General features: G+C 68.3%; 15 protein-coding genes and 1 tRNA gene. 11 read left to right on the forward strand and 5 right to left on the reverse strand.

The features are described from left to right. Positions 1 to 11: 11 nt before the first annotated feature. The gene (locus Ga0102493_RS11700; RefSeq protein ID WP_034903553.1) at positions 12 to 1,292 is read left to right on the forward strand and encodes an NADH:flavin oxidoreductase/NADH oxidase family protein; all 1,281 of its coding nucleotides are present in this window, start codon (positions 12 to 14) and stop codon (positions 1,290 to 1,292) included. Between the two features lie 28 nt (positions 1,293 to 1,320). Here the strand turns inward: Ga0102493_RS11700 and queF are convergent, their stop codons facing one another. Continuing rightward, positions 1,321 to 1,782 (reverse strand): preQ(1) synthase, encoded by a 462-nt coding sequence (queF, locus tag Ga0102493_RS11705; RefSeq protein ID WP_034903550.1) that lies wholly within the window; start codon positions 1,780 to 1,782, stop codon positions 1,321 to 1,323. A gap of 161 nt (positions 1,783 to 1,943) precedes the next feature. Between queF and Ga0102493_RS16160 the strand changes: the two genes are divergently transcribed. The 10 genes from Ga0102493_RS16160 (at position 1,944) to Ga0102493_RS11755 (ending at position 11,157) form a co-directional block, all read left to right on the forward strand. Further along, a complete protein-coding gene (locus tag Ga0102493_RS16160) occupies positions 1,944 to 3,287 on the forward strand; it encodes a hypothetical protein (protein WP_161490063.1) in 1,344 nt (447 codons plus the stop codon). A gap of 61 nt (positions 3,288 to 3,348) precedes the next feature. Then, positions 3,349 to 4,203 carry a sulfurtransferase gene (locus tag Ga0102493_RS11715; RefSeq protein WP_034903545.1) on the forward strand — a complete coding sequence of 285 codons (855 nt, stop codon included), beginning with the start codon at positions 3,349 to 3,351 and terminating at the stop codon, positions 4,201 to 4,203. After that, the gene (gene metC / locus Ga0102493_RS11720; RefSeq protein WP_034903789.1) at positions 4,200 to 5,423 is read left to right on the forward strand and encodes a cystathionine beta-lyase; all 1,224 of its coding nucleotides are present in this window, start codon (positions 4,200 to 4,202) and stop codon (positions 5,421 to 5,423) included. Before Ga0102493_RS11715 ends, metC begins: the two co-directional genes overlap by 4 nt. Continuing rightward, on the forward strand, positions 5,420 to 6,523 hold the full coding sequence (locus Ga0102493_RS11725; protein WP_034903543.1) for a mechanosensitive ion channel family protein: 1,104 nt from the start codon (positions 5,420 to 5,422) through the stop codon (positions 6,521 to 6,523). Before metC ends, Ga0102493_RS11725 begins: the two co-directional genes overlap by 4 nt. Positions 6,524 to 6,604: 81 nt before the next feature. Continuing rightward, complete coding sequence (gene cobA / locus Ga0102493_RS11730) at positions 6,605 to 7,387, forward strand: uroporphyrinogen-III C-methyltransferase (protein WP_034903540.1); 783 nt, start codon at positions 6,605 to 6,607, stop codon at positions 7,385 to 7,387. After that, a complete protein-coding gene (locus tag Ga0102493_RS11735) occupies positions 7,384 to 7,683 on the forward strand; it encodes a DUF2849 domain-containing protein (RefSeq protein ID WP_034903537.1) in 300 nt (99 codons plus the stop codon). Before cobA ends, Ga0102493_RS11735 begins: the two co-directional genes overlap by 4 nt. Position 7,684: 1 nt before the next feature. Continuing rightward, positions 7,685 to 9,313: a nitrite/sulfite reductase gene (locus tag Ga0102493_RS11740; protein ID WP_034903534.1), complete on the forward strand. Its 1,629-nt coding sequence runs from the start codon at positions 7,685 to 7,687 to the stop codon at positions 9,311 to 9,313. Further along, positions 9,306 to 9,785: a DUF934 domain-containing protein gene (locus Ga0102493_RS11745; RefSeq protein WP_051697936.1), complete on the forward strand. Its 480-nt coding sequence runs from the start codon at positions 9,306 to 9,308 to the stop codon at positions 9,783 to 9,785. Before Ga0102493_RS11740 ends, Ga0102493_RS11745 begins: the two co-directional genes overlap by 8 nt. Further along, positions 9,782 to 10,537: a phosphoadenylyl-sulfate reductase gene (locus Ga0102493_RS11750; RefSeq protein WP_034903531.1), complete on the forward strand. Its 756-nt coding sequence runs from the start codon at positions 9,782 to 9,784 to the stop codon at positions 10,535 to 10,537. Before Ga0102493_RS11745 ends, Ga0102493_RS11750 begins: the two co-directional genes overlap by 4 nt. A 38-nt stretch (positions 10,538 to 10,575) precedes the next feature. Continuing rightward, entirely contained in the window at positions 10,576 to 11,157 is a 582-nt protein-coding gene (locus tag Ga0102493_RS11755) for a hypothetical protein (RefSeq protein ID WP_034903528.1), read from the forward strand. Here Ga0102493_RS11755 and Ga0102493_RS11760 read toward each other — a convergent pair. The 4 genes from Ga0102493_RS11760 to Ga0102493_RS11775 all read right to left on the reverse strand — a co-directional run bounded on the left by Ga0102493_RS11760 (position 11,154) and on the right by Ga0102493_RS11775 (position 14,452). After that, the gene (locus Ga0102493_RS11760; RefSeq protein ID WP_034903526.1) at positions 11,154 to 12,062 is read right to left on the reverse strand and encodes an NAD-dependent epimerase/dehydratase family protein; all 909 of its coding nucleotides are present in this window, start codon (positions 12,060 to 12,062) and stop codon (positions 11,154 to 11,156) included. The two genes, Ga0102493_RS11755 and Ga0102493_RS11760, sit on opposite strands and share 4 nt — an antisense overlap. Then, on the reverse strand, positions 12,059 to 13,180 hold the full coding sequence (proB, locus tag Ga0102493_RS11765; protein ID WP_034903785.1) for a glutamate 5-kinase: 1,122 nt from the start codon (positions 13,178 to 13,180) through the stop codon (positions 12,059 to 12,061). The genes Ga0102493_RS11760 and proB overlap by 4 nt, the downstream gene beginning before the upstream one ends. Before the next feature lie 11 nt (positions 13,181 to 13,191). Then, positions 13,192 to 14,274 carry an Obg family GTPase CgtA gene (gene cgtA / locus Ga0102493_RS11770; protein WP_034903524.1) on the reverse strand — a complete coding sequence of 361 codons (1,083 nt, stop codon included), beginning with the start codon at positions 14,272 to 14,274 and terminating at the stop codon, positions 13,192 to 13,194. 102 nt (positions 14,275 to 14,376) lie between these two features. Then, positions 14,377 to 14,452, reverse strand: a tRNA-Ala gene (locus Ga0102493_RS11775). Positions 14,453 to 14,514 lie beyond the last annotated feature (62 nt).

Below are 14,514 nucleotides of genomic sequence, written 5' to 3' on the forward strand. Positions count from 1 at the left end.
CCCGCCCCGCCATGCTCGACACGCCTCTCACCCTCCCCTGCGGCGCCATGCTGCCCAATCGCATCGCCAAGGCCGCCATGACCGAAGGTCTGGCGACGCCCGAGGGCGTGCCGACGGACGCGCTCGAGCGGCTTTATGGCCTGTGGGCGGATGGCGGGGCCGGGCTGCTGTTGACGGGCAACGTGATCGTTGACCGGGACCATCTCGAACGCCCCGGCAATGTCGTGATCGATCGCGAACCCGATGCCGCCATGGCCCTGGCGCTGGCGAATTGGGCGAAGGCCGGGACACGCGGGGGCAATCACCTGTGGGCGCAGATCAGCCATGGCGGCAGGCAGGTGCAGAAAAGCGTCAATCCCGCGCCCAAATCCGCCTCTGACGTGCAGCTCGCGCTTCCGGGCGGACAATTCGCCAAGCCCGTGCCGCTGACCCGCGAGGAGATCGCCGACCTCGTCCGGCGCTGGGCGATCGCGGCAAAGGCGTGCCGGGATGCGGGCTTCACCGGCGTCCAGGTGCACGCCGCGCATGGCTATCTCGTCTCGCAATTCCTCAGCCCCCGCTCGAACCTGCGCGAGGACGAATATGGCGGCAGCCTCGAAAACCGGGCGCGCTTCCTGCTGGAGATCGTGCGCGCGGTGCGCGAGGCCGTGGGTCCGGATTTTCCCGTCTCGGTGAAATTGAACAGCGCCGACTTCCAGAAGGGCGGGTTCGATTTCCACGACAGCCTCGCGGTCGTCGGATGGCTCGAGGAAGCGAGCGTCGACCTGATCGAGATATCGGGCGGGACCTACGAACAGCCCAAGCTGATGGGCATGGAAGGCATGGAGGCCGAGGAAAAGCAGGACGTCGCCCCCTCGACCGCCGCGCGCGAGGCCTATTTCGTCGATTTCGCCAAGGCGATGCAGGACAAGGTCGCGGTGCCGCTGATGGTCACGGGCGGTTTTCGCAGCCGCGCGGCTATGGTGCAGGCGCTCGAGATCGGGGCGGCCGACATTATCGGACTCGGGCGGCCGATGTGTCTGATGACCGATGCGCCGCGTCGATTGATGGAGGGGCTGGAGCAACTTCCCCGATACGAGGACGAACTCGACATGATCCCGGGCTGGCTCGGCTTTCTCAAGCGCCTTCAGGTGGTGAAGGCGGTCAACGGCTTTGCCGGGATGGCGTGGTTCTACCAGCAGCTCTGGCTGCTCGGGCACGAGGGCCGCACCGAGCGGGGCATCGCTGCGTTCAGGGCCTTCATGGCGCTCGAGAAGCGCAACCGCGAAATCCTCGCCGCGCGCGCGGGCTGATTGCTCGCCCCGCGAAGAAGGGCGGGCGCTAGCCGCGGCCGCGGTAGGGCGCGACCCCCTGATCGGGCAGCCACAATTCCTCCGGCGGCTTTCCGGTTTGCCAGAACACGTCGATCGGGATGCCTCCGCGCGGATACCAATAGCCACCGATGCGCAGCCAGCGCGGCTTCATTTCCTCGGCCAGGCGCTGTCCGATCCCGACCGTCACGTCCTCGTGGAAACCGTTGTGATTGCGGAAGGAGCCGAGGAACAGCTTGAGGCTCTTGGATTCGACGATGGTTTCGCCCGGTGCGTAATCGATCACGAGATGAGCGAAATCGGGCTGGCTCGTGACCGGGCAGAGCGAGGTGAACTCGGGCGCGGCAAAGCGCACCAGATAGAGCGTGCCGGGCCGCGGATTGGGCACGTAATCGAGCTGCGCCTCTTCGGGCGAAGCGGGCAGCGGGGTGTCCTTGCCGAGAAATGCGGGGCCGGATTGTGTGGTTTCCATGCCGCGCTGTTGCCGCGAAAGACGGGACGGCGCAAGCCGGGAGGTAGCTTGCGCCCGGCTGCGCCTTATGGTTTGCTGTCTCCGGAATCGGCGCAACTAGCGCTGGCGTCCGGATAGCCGGCTTACGGATCGACCCCATGCGCCCCGCCGAAAGACAGTCCTTGCCCGATCGGCCCGCCGACCGCTTGCCGGCCCGTATCGCCCTTTGCCCGCCCCGGCGCGGTGGCGGAACCAGTTGCGGCGAAGTCCGGTCGGCGACGCTATCGACGCTGGCGATCGCGCTCTGCCTCGCGCTTGCCGGACAGGCGCAGGCCCGCCAATCGCCCGGCACCTTCACGCTGCCCGAACCCAGCACCAGCCCCAGCCCCAGCCCCAGCCCCAACCCCAGCCCCAGCACCAGAACCGCACCGCAGGGCCCGGTCGATATCCGTGAAGGCGTCGTCATCGGCCCCCGCGTATTCGAGGAGCAGGGGGCCGAACAGTCCCCCGAGCAGAGCCCCGCACCCGCCCGCCAGGCCCCGCCTTCGGAACCCGTCCCCGCTCCCGCGGCGAGCCCGTCGCCCGTCCCCTCCCCGATGCCCTCGCCCCCGCCCCCGCCCTCGCCCGCGCCCTCGGCCGCGCCCTCGGCCGCGCCTGCGCCTGCGCCTGCGCCGTCCCCGGCAGCGCGCGCGCAGGGACAGGCGCCCGTAGCCGAGGAAAACGTCGCGCAGCAGCCGCCCGACGATCCGGGCGAAAGGGAAACCCCGGCATCCGCTCTGCCGCCCTCCGCAGCGGAGCGGGAGCAGGACCTCGACATGCGCGTCCATCGGCCGGGCCTGCTCGACCTGCTGCGCGCCTATGAGGGCTGGCTGCTCGCGGCCCTCGCGCTGCTGGCGGCCCTTGCGGTACCGCTCTGGATCGCCGCGCGCCGCCGCGGCGGCGCGCCCACCCCCGCGCGGCCGGGCTATGCCACCGACGGCGACACCGAAAAAAACGCCCCTGTGCGGCAGGATGCGCCCGGTTCCGCTGCAGTCCCGCCGCGCATCGACGTGCGGCTCGACATGGTAGGCGCGACGCGTTCGATGATGCTTGTCTCGCTCGACCTGCGCCTGACCTTCTCCAACCGCTCCGAGCGCGCGGTGCGCGGTGTGTCGGTGTCCGCAAAGCTCGATTGCGCGAGGCCGGACAAGGCAGGCGGCGGCGCGGCGGGCACGGGCCAGCCGCTCGGCGAAATCGCCCGGATCGGCCCGCACCAGGGCGCGAGCCTGACCGGACGGGTGGAGATGCCGGTCGCCGAAATGCATCTCATCGAGCAGGGGGGCGGGCTGGTCTTCATCCCGCTCGTCCACGTGACTTTCGAAGGCGAAGACGTCCCCGCGACCCGGCGGAGTTTCGTGATCGGCACGCCCAGCGCGAACGGAACCGGGCGGCTTCACCCGCTCTCCATGGCCGCACCCCTGGGGGGAATCCACGGCCTCAGGGCGCAGCTCGTCCATATCCCCCGCGCCGCCGAAAGGAGGGCCTGAACGCACCTTCCCGCCCCGCTCACCCTTGGCGCAGGCGCGCGTCCGCGCTACCCGCTGGCCGATGGACGATTTTCCGAGCCTCGTTTCGACCGAATGGCTGGCCGCGCGGCTGGACGATGAGAGCATCGCCGTTCTCGACGCCTCGCGCCACCTGCCCGCCACCGGGCGCGACCCGCGCGCCGAATACGAGGCTGCGCACATACCGGGAGCGCGCTTCCTCGACCTGGCGAGCCTGACCGACCCCGCCTCGCCGGTTCCCGCCGCATTGCCGACCGGCGAGCAGGTCGCAGCCCGGCTTGCGTCCCTGGGGGTCGCAGCGGAGGCGGCCATCATCGTGTATGACGACAGCGCCGTGAAAACCTCGGCGCGGGCGTGGTTTGCGCTGACCGAGGCAGGGCGCGGGGCGGTTGCGATCCTCGATGGCGGCCTCGGCAAGTGGCGGGCCGAGGGTCGCCCGCTCGAAAGCGGCCCGGGCGTCGTCCAGCGCGCCGAACCGGCAGTGCTCCACGCCGCGCGGAGGGTGCGCAGCAAGGCCGACATGCTCGCCAATCTGGACAATGCGGCCGAACAGGTGCTCGACGCACGCGGGGCCGACCGCGTCTTCGGCACGGGCGAGGACCCGGTCCATGGCGGCGCGAACGGGCGCATCCCGGGTTCCAGGAACCTGCCCTATGGCGAATTGTTCGCCGAAGACGGCACCTTCAGGTCGCCCGAAGACCTGCGCGCGGCTTTCGAGACGGCCGGCATCGACCTTTCCCGCCCCGTCGTCACCACCTGCGGAAGCGGCGTGACGGCGAGCGTACTGCTTTTCGCGCTCCACCTGATCGGCAAGCACGACACCGCGCTCTATGACGGGAGCTGGATGGAATGGGGCGCCGATCCCGCGACGCCCAAGGCGCAGGGGCGGGAGGCATGAGCGGCGGCGACGAACCCGAGGGCCTTGGCGAGAGCACCCGCCTCACCCGCGCGGGCCGACGGCCCGAATGGACCGGGCGCGTCGTCAACACGCCGGTCTGGCGCGGCTCGACCCACCTTTATGCCAGCGATGCCGAGCGACGGCGCGCGGGCGGCCGGGACCATGACGGACAGTTCTTCTACGGGCGCCGCGGCGCACCGACCCAGTGGTCGCTTGCCGAGGCGCTGACCAAGATCGAACCGGGTGCGGCGGGCACCGTGCTCTATCCGAGCGGGGTCGCCGCGATCGCGGGCTGTCTGCTCGCAGTGCTGTCTCCCGGCGATCGCCTTCTGATGAGCGACAATGCCTATGATCCCAGCCGCAGCATGGCGACCGGCCTGCTGGCGCGGATGGGGGTGGAGACGCGCTTTTTCGACCCGCTTGACCTTGCCGCCTATGCCGCGCTGGTCGGGGAATTCCGCCCCCAGGCGGTCTGGCTCGAAAGCCCGGGCAGCCTGACGATGGAGGTCTGCGACGTGCCCGAACTGGCGGCGGTAGCGCGCAAGCACGAAGCGGTCAGCATCATCGACAACACCTGGGCAAGCCCGCTCGGCTTTGCAGCGCTCGAACATGGCTGCGACATCGCGATGATGAGCCTGTCGAAACATGTCGGCGGCCATTCGGACGTGATGATGGGGTCGGCCAGCGCGGGCGATGCGTTCTATGCGAAACTGCGCCGCACCGCCCAGGAACTGGGCCAGGTGGTCTCCCCCGACGATGCCGCCCTCGCCGCGCGTGGCCTCAGGACGATGAAGGTGCGGCTCGAGGCCTCGACGAAAAGCGCCGCGCGCATTGCCGAATGGCTCGCCGACCAGCCGCAGGTCGAACGGGTGCTCTGTCCCCTCCTGCCGGACGATCCGGGCCATGCGCTTTACCGGCGCGATTTCACCGGCGGCTGCGGGCTGTTCAGCTTCATCCTGGCGAGCGATGACATGAAGGCAGCGGGCCGCGTGGTGGACGCGCTCAGCCTGTTCGGGATCGGCTACAGCTGGGGCGGCTACGAAAGCCTCGCCCTGCCGATCACGCCGCATGTCCACCGCACTGTCATGCCCTCGCCCACTCAGGCGCCCGGGAGCGGGGGTGGAACCCGGCCTGCCATTCGCCTATCGATCGGGCTCGAAGACAGCGAGGACCTCATCGCGGATCTCGCGAGAGGCCTTGCGCAGCTGGACACCGAATGACCGCCACGACGCCGCCCGCTCCCGCCGAAACGGCCGCCTCCCCGGATGCCGCCGCGACCGGCGCACCCGCCGAAGGGGCCGCGCAGCCGCCCTCTCCCGGGCAGGTCTGGACTCTCGCCGAAGATGCCCCGGATGAACAGATCATCGGCGTTGCCAGCGGCGCGAAGGAAGGCATAGCCAAGCAGAGCGAAACCGTCGGAGCCGTGGTCGAGGGCCTCGACAGCTGGGCCTTCGTGATCGGGTCGGTACGGATCTCGGCTTTCGACATCCTGTTCGTGGTGGCGACGATCCTGCTTGTTCTGGGCGCGGCGTGGTTCGGCACGCGGCTCGTACGCAAGGGCCTGCGCGGGATGAGCCGCCTTGACGGGGCGCAGGCGCTGCTGGCGGAGAAGATCGCGACCATCGTCATCTGGACCGCGGCCTTCTTCATCGGGGTGGACCTGCTCGGCATAGACCTGACCGCGCTCGCCTTCTTCGGCGGCGCCTTCGGCCTCGCCATCGGTTTCGGCCTCCAGAAGACCTTCGGCAACCTCATCTCGGGGATCATCCTGCTGCTCGACAAGTCGATCAAGCCGGGCGACGTCATCTCGGTCCACGATTCCTCGGGTGCGGAAAGCTTCGGCCAGATCCGCAAGATCGGCATTCGCGCGATATCGGTCATCACGCGCGACCGGACCGAATATCTCATCCCCAACGAAACGCTCATGATCAACCAGGTCGTCAACTGGTCCTATTCCTCGCGCGATGTGCGGGTGAAGGCGCCGGTGGGCGTGTCCTACAATTCCGACATCGAGCTGGTGACCAAGTTGCTCTATCAGGCCGCCGAGGACACCGAACGCGTGCTCAAGACGCCGAGGCCGCGCGTCAACATCATGGAATTCGGCGATTCCTCGGTCAATTTCGAGCTGCGCTTCTGGATCCAGGATCCGGAGGAGGGGATGGCCAACATCCGCTCCGACATCTACCGGCGCATCTGGCACCTGTTCAAGGAGAACGATGTCGAGATCCCGTTCCCGCAGCGCGACCTCAATGTGCGCAGTTCCGAACAGTTCGACCGGCTGATCGCGGCGCTGGAAGGGGACCCGAAGAAGGCCGAGTGAGGCGGGCGCACAAGTTTCGCTTGCGCGGCGCAAATTCATTCTCGCTGGCAGCGCCGGGCGGTTTCGCCCATTTCGCTTCCCATGCAAGCGACACCCACTCCGCAGGCGCTCGTGCCGGGCACGGTTTTCCTTGTCGGCGCGGGTCCGGGCGATCCGGACCTCCTGACCCTGCGCGCCGCGCGGCTGATCGAGCGCGCAGCCACTATCGTCCATGACGGCCTCGTCAGCGACGAAATCCTCGCCCTAGCCCGCCGTGATGCGCGGATGATCTCGGTCGCCAAGAGCCGTGCGCGCCACACCCTGCCGCAGGAGGAGATCAACGCCCTGCTGGTGCGCGAGGCGCTGGCGGGGCGCGACGTGGTCCGGCTGAAGGGCGGCGATCCCTTCATCTTCGGGCGCGGCGGCGAAGAGGCCGAAGCGGCGCGCGAGGCGGGGGTCCGGGTCGAGATCGTGCCCGGCATTTCGGCCGCGAACGGCGCCGCGGCGGCATCCGGCATCCCGCTCACCCACCGCGAGGCGGCGAGCGTGGTCAGCTTCGTCGCGGGCCAGTGCAAGGGCCTGTCGGACCAGGACTGGTCGGGCCTTGCGGGCAAGGGCCGCACGCTCGTCATCTACATGGGCGTGCGCACCGCGCCGCAAATCGCCGAGAAACTGATGGGCGACGGCCTTTCCCCCGCAATGCCGGTCGCGGTTATCGAGAACGGCGCGAGAGCGAACATGCGCGTCGTGCGCGGGCCGCTTGCCGGTCTTGCCGATCTCGTCGCGGATCACGGCATCACCAGCCCCGCGCTGATCGTGATCGGTGAAGTCACGCAGCGGGACAATTCCGCGCTCGCCCGGATCGCGATGGAGGCGCATCAATGAAGATCCTGACCGGCAACGACCTGAAGACCGGTGCCGTCGTTTGGTGGACCGGCGAATTCTGGTCGCTCCATGTCGACGAAGCGGTCGATGTGGGCGAGCGCGCCGAAGAGATCATGGCCGCCGAAGAGGCCGCGCGCCGGGTCAACGTGCCCTATGCGATAGAGGCCACGCGCGAGGACGACGGCCATGTCCGCCCCGCCCATATCAAGGACCGCGTCCGCGCACTCGGCCCCACGGTCCGCCCGGACCTCACGCTGAAGCCGCAGGACCCCGAAGCTCTCGACTGGGTGATCTGACATGTACGCCTATGACCAATATGACCAGCAGATGGTCGATGCTCGCGTCGCCGAATTCCGCGACCAGGCCCGCCGCCGCCTCGAAGGCAAGCTTACCGAAGACCAGTTCAAGCCGCTCAGGCTGATGAACGGGCTCTATCTCCAGCTTCACGCCTACATGCTGCGTGTCGCGATCCCCTATGGCACGCTCAATTCGCGCCAGATGACGATGCTGGGCGATATCGCGGACAGATACGATCGCGGCTATGGCCACTTCACCACCCGGCAGAACATCCAGTACAACTGGGTGAAGCTGGAGGACGCCGCCGACATTCTCGCCGATCTTGCGACGGTCGAAATGCATGCGATCCAGACGAGCGGGAACTGCATCCGCAACATCTCCTCGGATCATTTCGCGGGCGCGGCGCATGACGAGGTCGTGGACCCGCGCCCCTATGCCGAATTGCTGCGCCAATGGTCGAGCTTCCACCCGGAATTCAGCTACCTGCCGCGCAAGTTCAAGATCTGCGTGATCGCCTCGGAGAAGGACCGCGCGGCGATGCGCCTGCACGATATCGGCATCCGCATCATCGAACGCGATGGCGAGCTCGGCGCGCAATTCTTCGTCGGCGGGGGCATGGGCCGCACGCCCATGATCGCGCCGATGGTGCGCGATTTCGTGGCCCTCGACCAGCTCGTCACCTATGCCGAGGCCTGCCTTCGGGTCTACAACCGCTACGGACGGCGCGACAACAAATACAAGGCGCGCATCAAGATCCTCGTCCACGAACTGGGCGCTGAGGAATACACCCGCCAGGTCGAAGAGGAATTCGCGCATCTCCTCGAACAGGGGGTGGAACCGCCTTTGGCCGAACTGGAGCGCATCCGCACCTTCTTCACCGATCCGCCGTTCGAGGACGGTGCGAAAAGCGTCGAGCGCTCCGACCCCGATTTCGCCGTCTGGGTCGACCGCAACACGCACCGCCATAAACACGATGCCTATGTCTCTGCCGTCATAAGCCTGAAGCCCGTCGGCGGCATTCCCGGCGATGCGACCGGCGAGCAGATGCGCCTGATGGCGCGGCTGGCGAAGCAATACAGCTTCGATGAAATCCGCGTCATGCACACGCAGAACGTGGTGCTACCCCATGTCCGGATCGCGGACCTGCCCGCCCTGTGGGCCGAGCTCCACGAAGCCGGCCTCGGCGCGCCCAACATGGACACGATCGAGGACATCATCGCCTGCCCCGGGCTCGATTATTGCAGCCTCGCCAATGCCCGCTCGATCCCGCTCGCCCAGCGGATCAGCGAACGCTTCGACAAGTCCGGCAAGACCGGGAAACTGGGCGAATTGAAGCTCAAGATTTCCGGCTGCATCAATGCCTGCGGTCACCACCACGCGGGCCATATCGGCATTCTCGGCGTCGATAAGAAGGGCAAGGAAAATTACCAGCTCTCGCTCGGCGGCAGCGAGGCGGAGGATGTCAGCCTCGCCAAGATCACCGGCCCCGGCTTCGACGAGGACGGCGTGATCGAGGCGGTCGAGAAGGTCACCGACCTCTATCTCGCCCAGCGCACCGAAGGCGAACGCTTCATCGACACCTATCGCCGGCTCGGCATGGAGCCCTTCAAGGAGGCGCTTTATGGTTGAGGCAGGGGATTTCGGCACCAGCCCCGACGACGTGCAGTTCCGCTTCCGCGACGACGAGCCGGTCGATCATGGCACGGTCACGGTCGATTCCGCGCTGGAGCAGACCAACGCCAACGCCGTCCGGATCGAGCCCGGCGACGACGCGCGCCTGCTCCTGCCCTTCCTCGACCGGCTGGCGCTGGTCGAGATCAACTTTCCCGCCTTCACCGACGGGCGCGGCTATTCCGCGGCCCGCATCCTGCGCGAGGCGGGCTATGCGGGCGAACTGCGCGCGGTGGGCGATGTGCTGATCGACCAGCTTTCTCACATGCGCCGCTGCGGTTTCGACAGCTTCGCACCCGACAAGCGCCTCGACGAGCAGGATGCCAAGCGCGCCTTCGCGACCTGGGAAAAAGTCTACCAGCACGCTGCCGACACCGCGCTGACGGGCCGCACGACCATTGCCCAGCGCCGCCACGGAGAGGGCGCATGAACGAGACCCGGAAGATCGACCGGCTCGACGCCGCCCCGCGCTTCACCGAACATGACGCAGTGCGTCTCAACCGGATGTTCCGCGGTGCCTCGACCCGGGAAATGCTCGCGGGCGTGATCGAAGGCGACCTTGCCGGCGACCTCGCCGTGGTTTCGAGCTTCGGCGCTGAAAGCGCGGTCCTGCTGCATCTCGTCGCCGATGTGGACCCGCCCGTGCCGGTCCTCTTTCTCGACACCGGCAAGCATTTCGCAGAGACGCTGGCCTATCGCGACGCGCTCGTCGAACGGCTTGGCCTCAACCTCGTCGTGCTCAAGCCGGACGAGGCGGAACTTGCCGCCAAGGACGAAAGCGGGCTGCGCTGGTCCTACGATCCCGATGGTTGCTGCGAGATCCGCAAGGTGAAGCCGCTTGCCCAAGCGCTCGCGCGCTACGATGCCAGCCTGACGGGGCGCAAGGCGTTCCAGTCCTCGACCCGGGCGAACCTGCCGCGTTTCGAGATCGACACTTCGGACACGCAGGGCCGCCTCAAGATCAACCCGCTGATCGACTGGTCGGCCGATGACATCGACGCCTATTTCGAGGCTAACGACCTGCCCCGCCACCCGCTGGTCGCGCGTGGTTTCCCCTCGATCGGCTGCGAGCCGTGCACCCACAAGGTCGCGCCGGGCGAGGACCCGCGCTCAGGCCGGTGGAAGGGCTGGGACAAGACCGAATGCGGCATTCACAGGCCCGGCGAGGAGCCGTTCCTGTAAAGCGTTGTGTTACCTCGCGCGGGCGTTAGGCTTGCCCGATGATCGAAGCACTTCTTCTCGCCGCCGCGCAGCCGGATCCCTCTCCGCAGCCCGATTGCTCCTACGATCTCGAGGCGATGCTCGCGCTCTCCCGAAAGGAATTCGACCAGACCCTGCCCGACGGCGGCTGGCGCGCGCTCTACGAACGCGGCTGCTATGTCGAAGCCGCGGAACTGATCCGCGCATGGCGTCACGAAAAGCGCGACCATGCGAGCATCCTCTACACCCACGAAGGCCAGATGCGCGCCTATGCCGGGCAGACCGAGCAGGCCATCGCGCTCCTTCGGCTGACCTACAAGCCGGTGGACGAAGACGCGAATTTCGGCTGGAATCACTACATGGACGGGACGATCGCCTTCCTCGAAGGCGACCGCGCCGCGTTCGACCGGGCCAAGGCGCGGCTCGAAGGGATCGGCGGAAGCCCCGCAGGCATGGTCTATGGCGACGGCAGGCCGGCGACCGACTTCAAGTGGCCGCCCAACCTGCACGTGCTCGAAGCCTTCGAGCGGTGCTGGGGCAAGAGCTATGCCGATGTCTACTCGGCCCCTGCCTGTTTCGCAGAGGACGGGGAGGACAGCTAGAGCCAGCCCTGCTTGCGATACCACTCCGCCGTAGCCTTCAGCCCTTCCTCGCCGCCAATGCGCGGTTCCCAGATCTCGCGCGGCACGCGCCGGTCGGAGCGCGCGACCCAGTTGGGATGCGCCATGTAGCCCACCCGGTCGGCGGTCAGCTTCGCCCCGTCCCCGCGCAGCATCCGGTCCGCGCGCGCGGCCATGTCGAGCACGGTGCGCGGCAGGTGCGGCGCGAAGACCGACCGGCGACCCACCGCGCGCCCGATCGCCTGCGCGAGCTCCTTGTGCGCCCACCCGCCTTCGCGCCCGTCGTCGGGTTCGTAGATCGCCTTCGCGCCCTTGTCCCCGGCGAGCGCGACCAGCAGGCAGGCGAGGTCGGCCACGTGGATGATCGAGGTCGCGCCGCCCGGCGGCAGCGGGACCACACCCAGCTTTGCCGATCGGAACAGTTCGAACATGTCCGCATCGCGCGGGCCGTAGACGGCAGGCGGACGAACGATGGTCCAGTCAAGGCCACTCGCTTCCACCAATGCCTCGGCGCGTGCCTTCGACGCGCCATAGGCGGACAGCTTCGGCTCGCGCGCGGAAAGCGAGGAGACGAAGACGAACCGTCTTGCGCCCGCCCGTTTCGCGGCGCCGATCATGGTAGAAGTGCCGACGGCGTTGGCGGCCTCGAACTCGGCCGGGTCCGGCGTGTTCGTCAGCCCGGCGACATGGATCACCGCGTCGGCACCCTCGCACAGACCGGCCAGCGCCTCGGGATCGGACAGCGTGCCGGCGATCCATTCGACGCCTGCGCGCGGGCCCTGCTCCCGCCGGGTCAGCGCCCGCACGGAGCGGCCCTTTGCCAGCGCCTCGTCCAGCACCGCAGAACCGACGAAGCCGGTCGCCCCGGTGAGCGCGAGCGCCTTCACGCGCGCACCATGTGGTCGCGGTGCACCACTGCCGCGCGCGGGGCGTAGCCAAGGCGTGCCTCCTGCTCGCTCGCACGCAGCCCAGCGATCGCGCGGCATTCCTCGGCCGAATATTCGACAAGGCCCTGCCCCAGCCGCTCGCCCTTGGGACCGTGCAGGCTGACGAGCGCGCCGCGCTGGAAATCGCCCGCGACCTCGGTCAGCCCAGCTGCCAGCAGGCTTGCCCCTTCGCCGAGCGCCTTCACGCAGCCATCGTCCACCGTCAGCACGCCTTCGGGCGCGATCCGCCCGCCGAGCCATGCCTTGCGGGCGTTGTCGGAGCGAACCGGAAGGAAGATCGTCCCGCGCCCGCTCCCGCGCAGGCGGGCAAGCGGCGCATCGCCCCGCCCGTCCGCAATGCCGAGCGCGATGCCTGCCCGCTCGGCGATGCGCGCGGCCTGCAATTTGGCGAGCATCCCGCCCGAGCCCAGCCCCGAACCCGAGCCGCCATCCGCCATCGCGATCACCTCAGGCGTCACGCCCTCGACCCGCTCGACCAGCTTCGCGCCCTCTTCGGACGGCGGACGGTCGTAGAGCCCGTCGACATCGCTCAGCAGCAGCACGCCGTCGGCCCCCGCAGCCTGCGCCACGCGCGCGGCGAGCCGGTCATTGTCGCCGAACCGGATTTCCTCGGTCGCCACGCTGTCATTCTCGTTCACGACCGGGACCGCGCCCTTGCCAAGCAGCATATCGATCGTCGCCGCCGCATTGAGATAGCGCCGCCGGTCCTCCAGATCGCCGAGGGTGACCAGCATCTGTGCCGCGATGATCCCGTGTGCCTCGAACACGCCCGCCCACAGCTGCGCCAGCGCGACCTGCCCGACCGACGCCGCCCCTTGCGCCTCGGCAAGGTTAGCGCGCCCGCCTCCGGAAAGCCCCAGCCGCGCCGCGCCCAGCGCGATCGCGCCCGAACTGACGACGATCACCTGCGTGCCGCCTTCGCGCAGGGCCGCAAGATCGTCCGCCAGGGTTTCGAGCCATGACCTGCGGGGCGCCCCGTTCTCGACCAGCAGGGCAGAGCCGATCTTGACCACCAGCCGACCGCATCGCGCCGGATCGAGGAGGTCCGCGAGGGTCATGTCGGTGCGGTTCAGATCGGCGACCACTCGTCCGGCTCCTCGCCGTCCCCGTCGTCCACTTCGGCGGCCTTGGTCTCTGTCGAGGTCCGCGTGGGGAGATAGGACAGGACCGCATCGAGCAGTTTCCCGATCCCCTCTCCGGTCGCCCCGGAGACCGCGAAGACTTTCTCGGCACCCGCTTCGAGCAGTTCGTCGGTGAAACCCGCGACCAGTTCCTCATCGGCAAGGTCGAGCTTGTTGAGAGCGACGAGGCGCGGCTTGTCGGCAAGGCCCGCGTGTTCCTTCGCGCCGTAGGCTTCGAGCTCTTCCTCGACCACGCGCATGGCGCTGGCCGGGTCCTGTTCGCCCGTGCCCGAAATGTCGATCAGGTGGATGAGCACGCGGCAGCGCTCGATATGGCCGAGGAAACGATCGCCGATCCCCGCTCCGTCGGCGGCGCCCTCGATCAGGCCGGGAATGTCGGCAAGCACGAATTCGCGGCCCTTGTGGCGCACCACGCCCAGTTTCGGCACGAGCGTCGTGAAGGCGTAGTCGCCGACCTTGGCGCGCGCGTTCGACACCGCATTGATGAAGGTGGACTTGCCCGCATTGGGAAGCCCGACAAGGCCCACATCGGCGAGCAATTTGAGCCTGAGCCAGACCCACATCTCCTCGCCCGGAATGCCCGGCTGGTGCTGGCGCGGAGCGCGGTTGGTCGCGGTCTTGTAGGAGGCATTGCCGCGCCCGCCCATCCCGCCTTCGAGCAGGGTCAGGCGCTGGCCGATTTCGGTGAAGTCGGCGAGCACTTCCTCCTTGTCTTCGGACAGGATCTGGGTGCCGACCGGGACCTTGATGACGAGCGGCTTGGCGCTCGCGCCGGTGCGGTTGCGGCCCATGCCGTGCCCGCCGCGCGCGGCCTTGAAATGCTGCGAATAGCGAAAGTCGATGAGCGTGTTGAGCCCGGGCACGGCTTCGAACATGATGTCCCCGCCGCGCCCGCCATTGCCGCCATCGGGCCCGCCATATTCGACATAGGCCTCGCGCCGGAAACTGACCGCGCCCGGGCCGCCTGCGCCCGATTTGAGATAGATCTTGGCCTGGTCGAGGAAATGCATGGGCTTTCACCTATGGCCTTGCGCGGGGAAAAGCGATTCCTGTTTTCTCCGCTCCGGACGGGCGCGGGATCGCTCGGGAAAGGGGAAAGCCCGAAAGGCACCTGGTGGAGCCGAGGGGAATCGAACCCCTGACCTCGTCATTGCGAACGACGCGCTCTCCCATCTGAGCTACGGCCCCGTTCAGGTGCTTGGCAGGGGGCGCCTGGCGCTCCCGGCTGCGGGCAGGCGCGCGCATTAGCG

It is taken from the genome of Erythrobacter litoralis (assembly GCF_001719165.1).
GTDB lineage: Bacteria > Pseudomonadota > Alphaproteobacteria > Sphingomonadales > Sphingomonadaceae > Erythrobacter > Erythrobacter litoralis.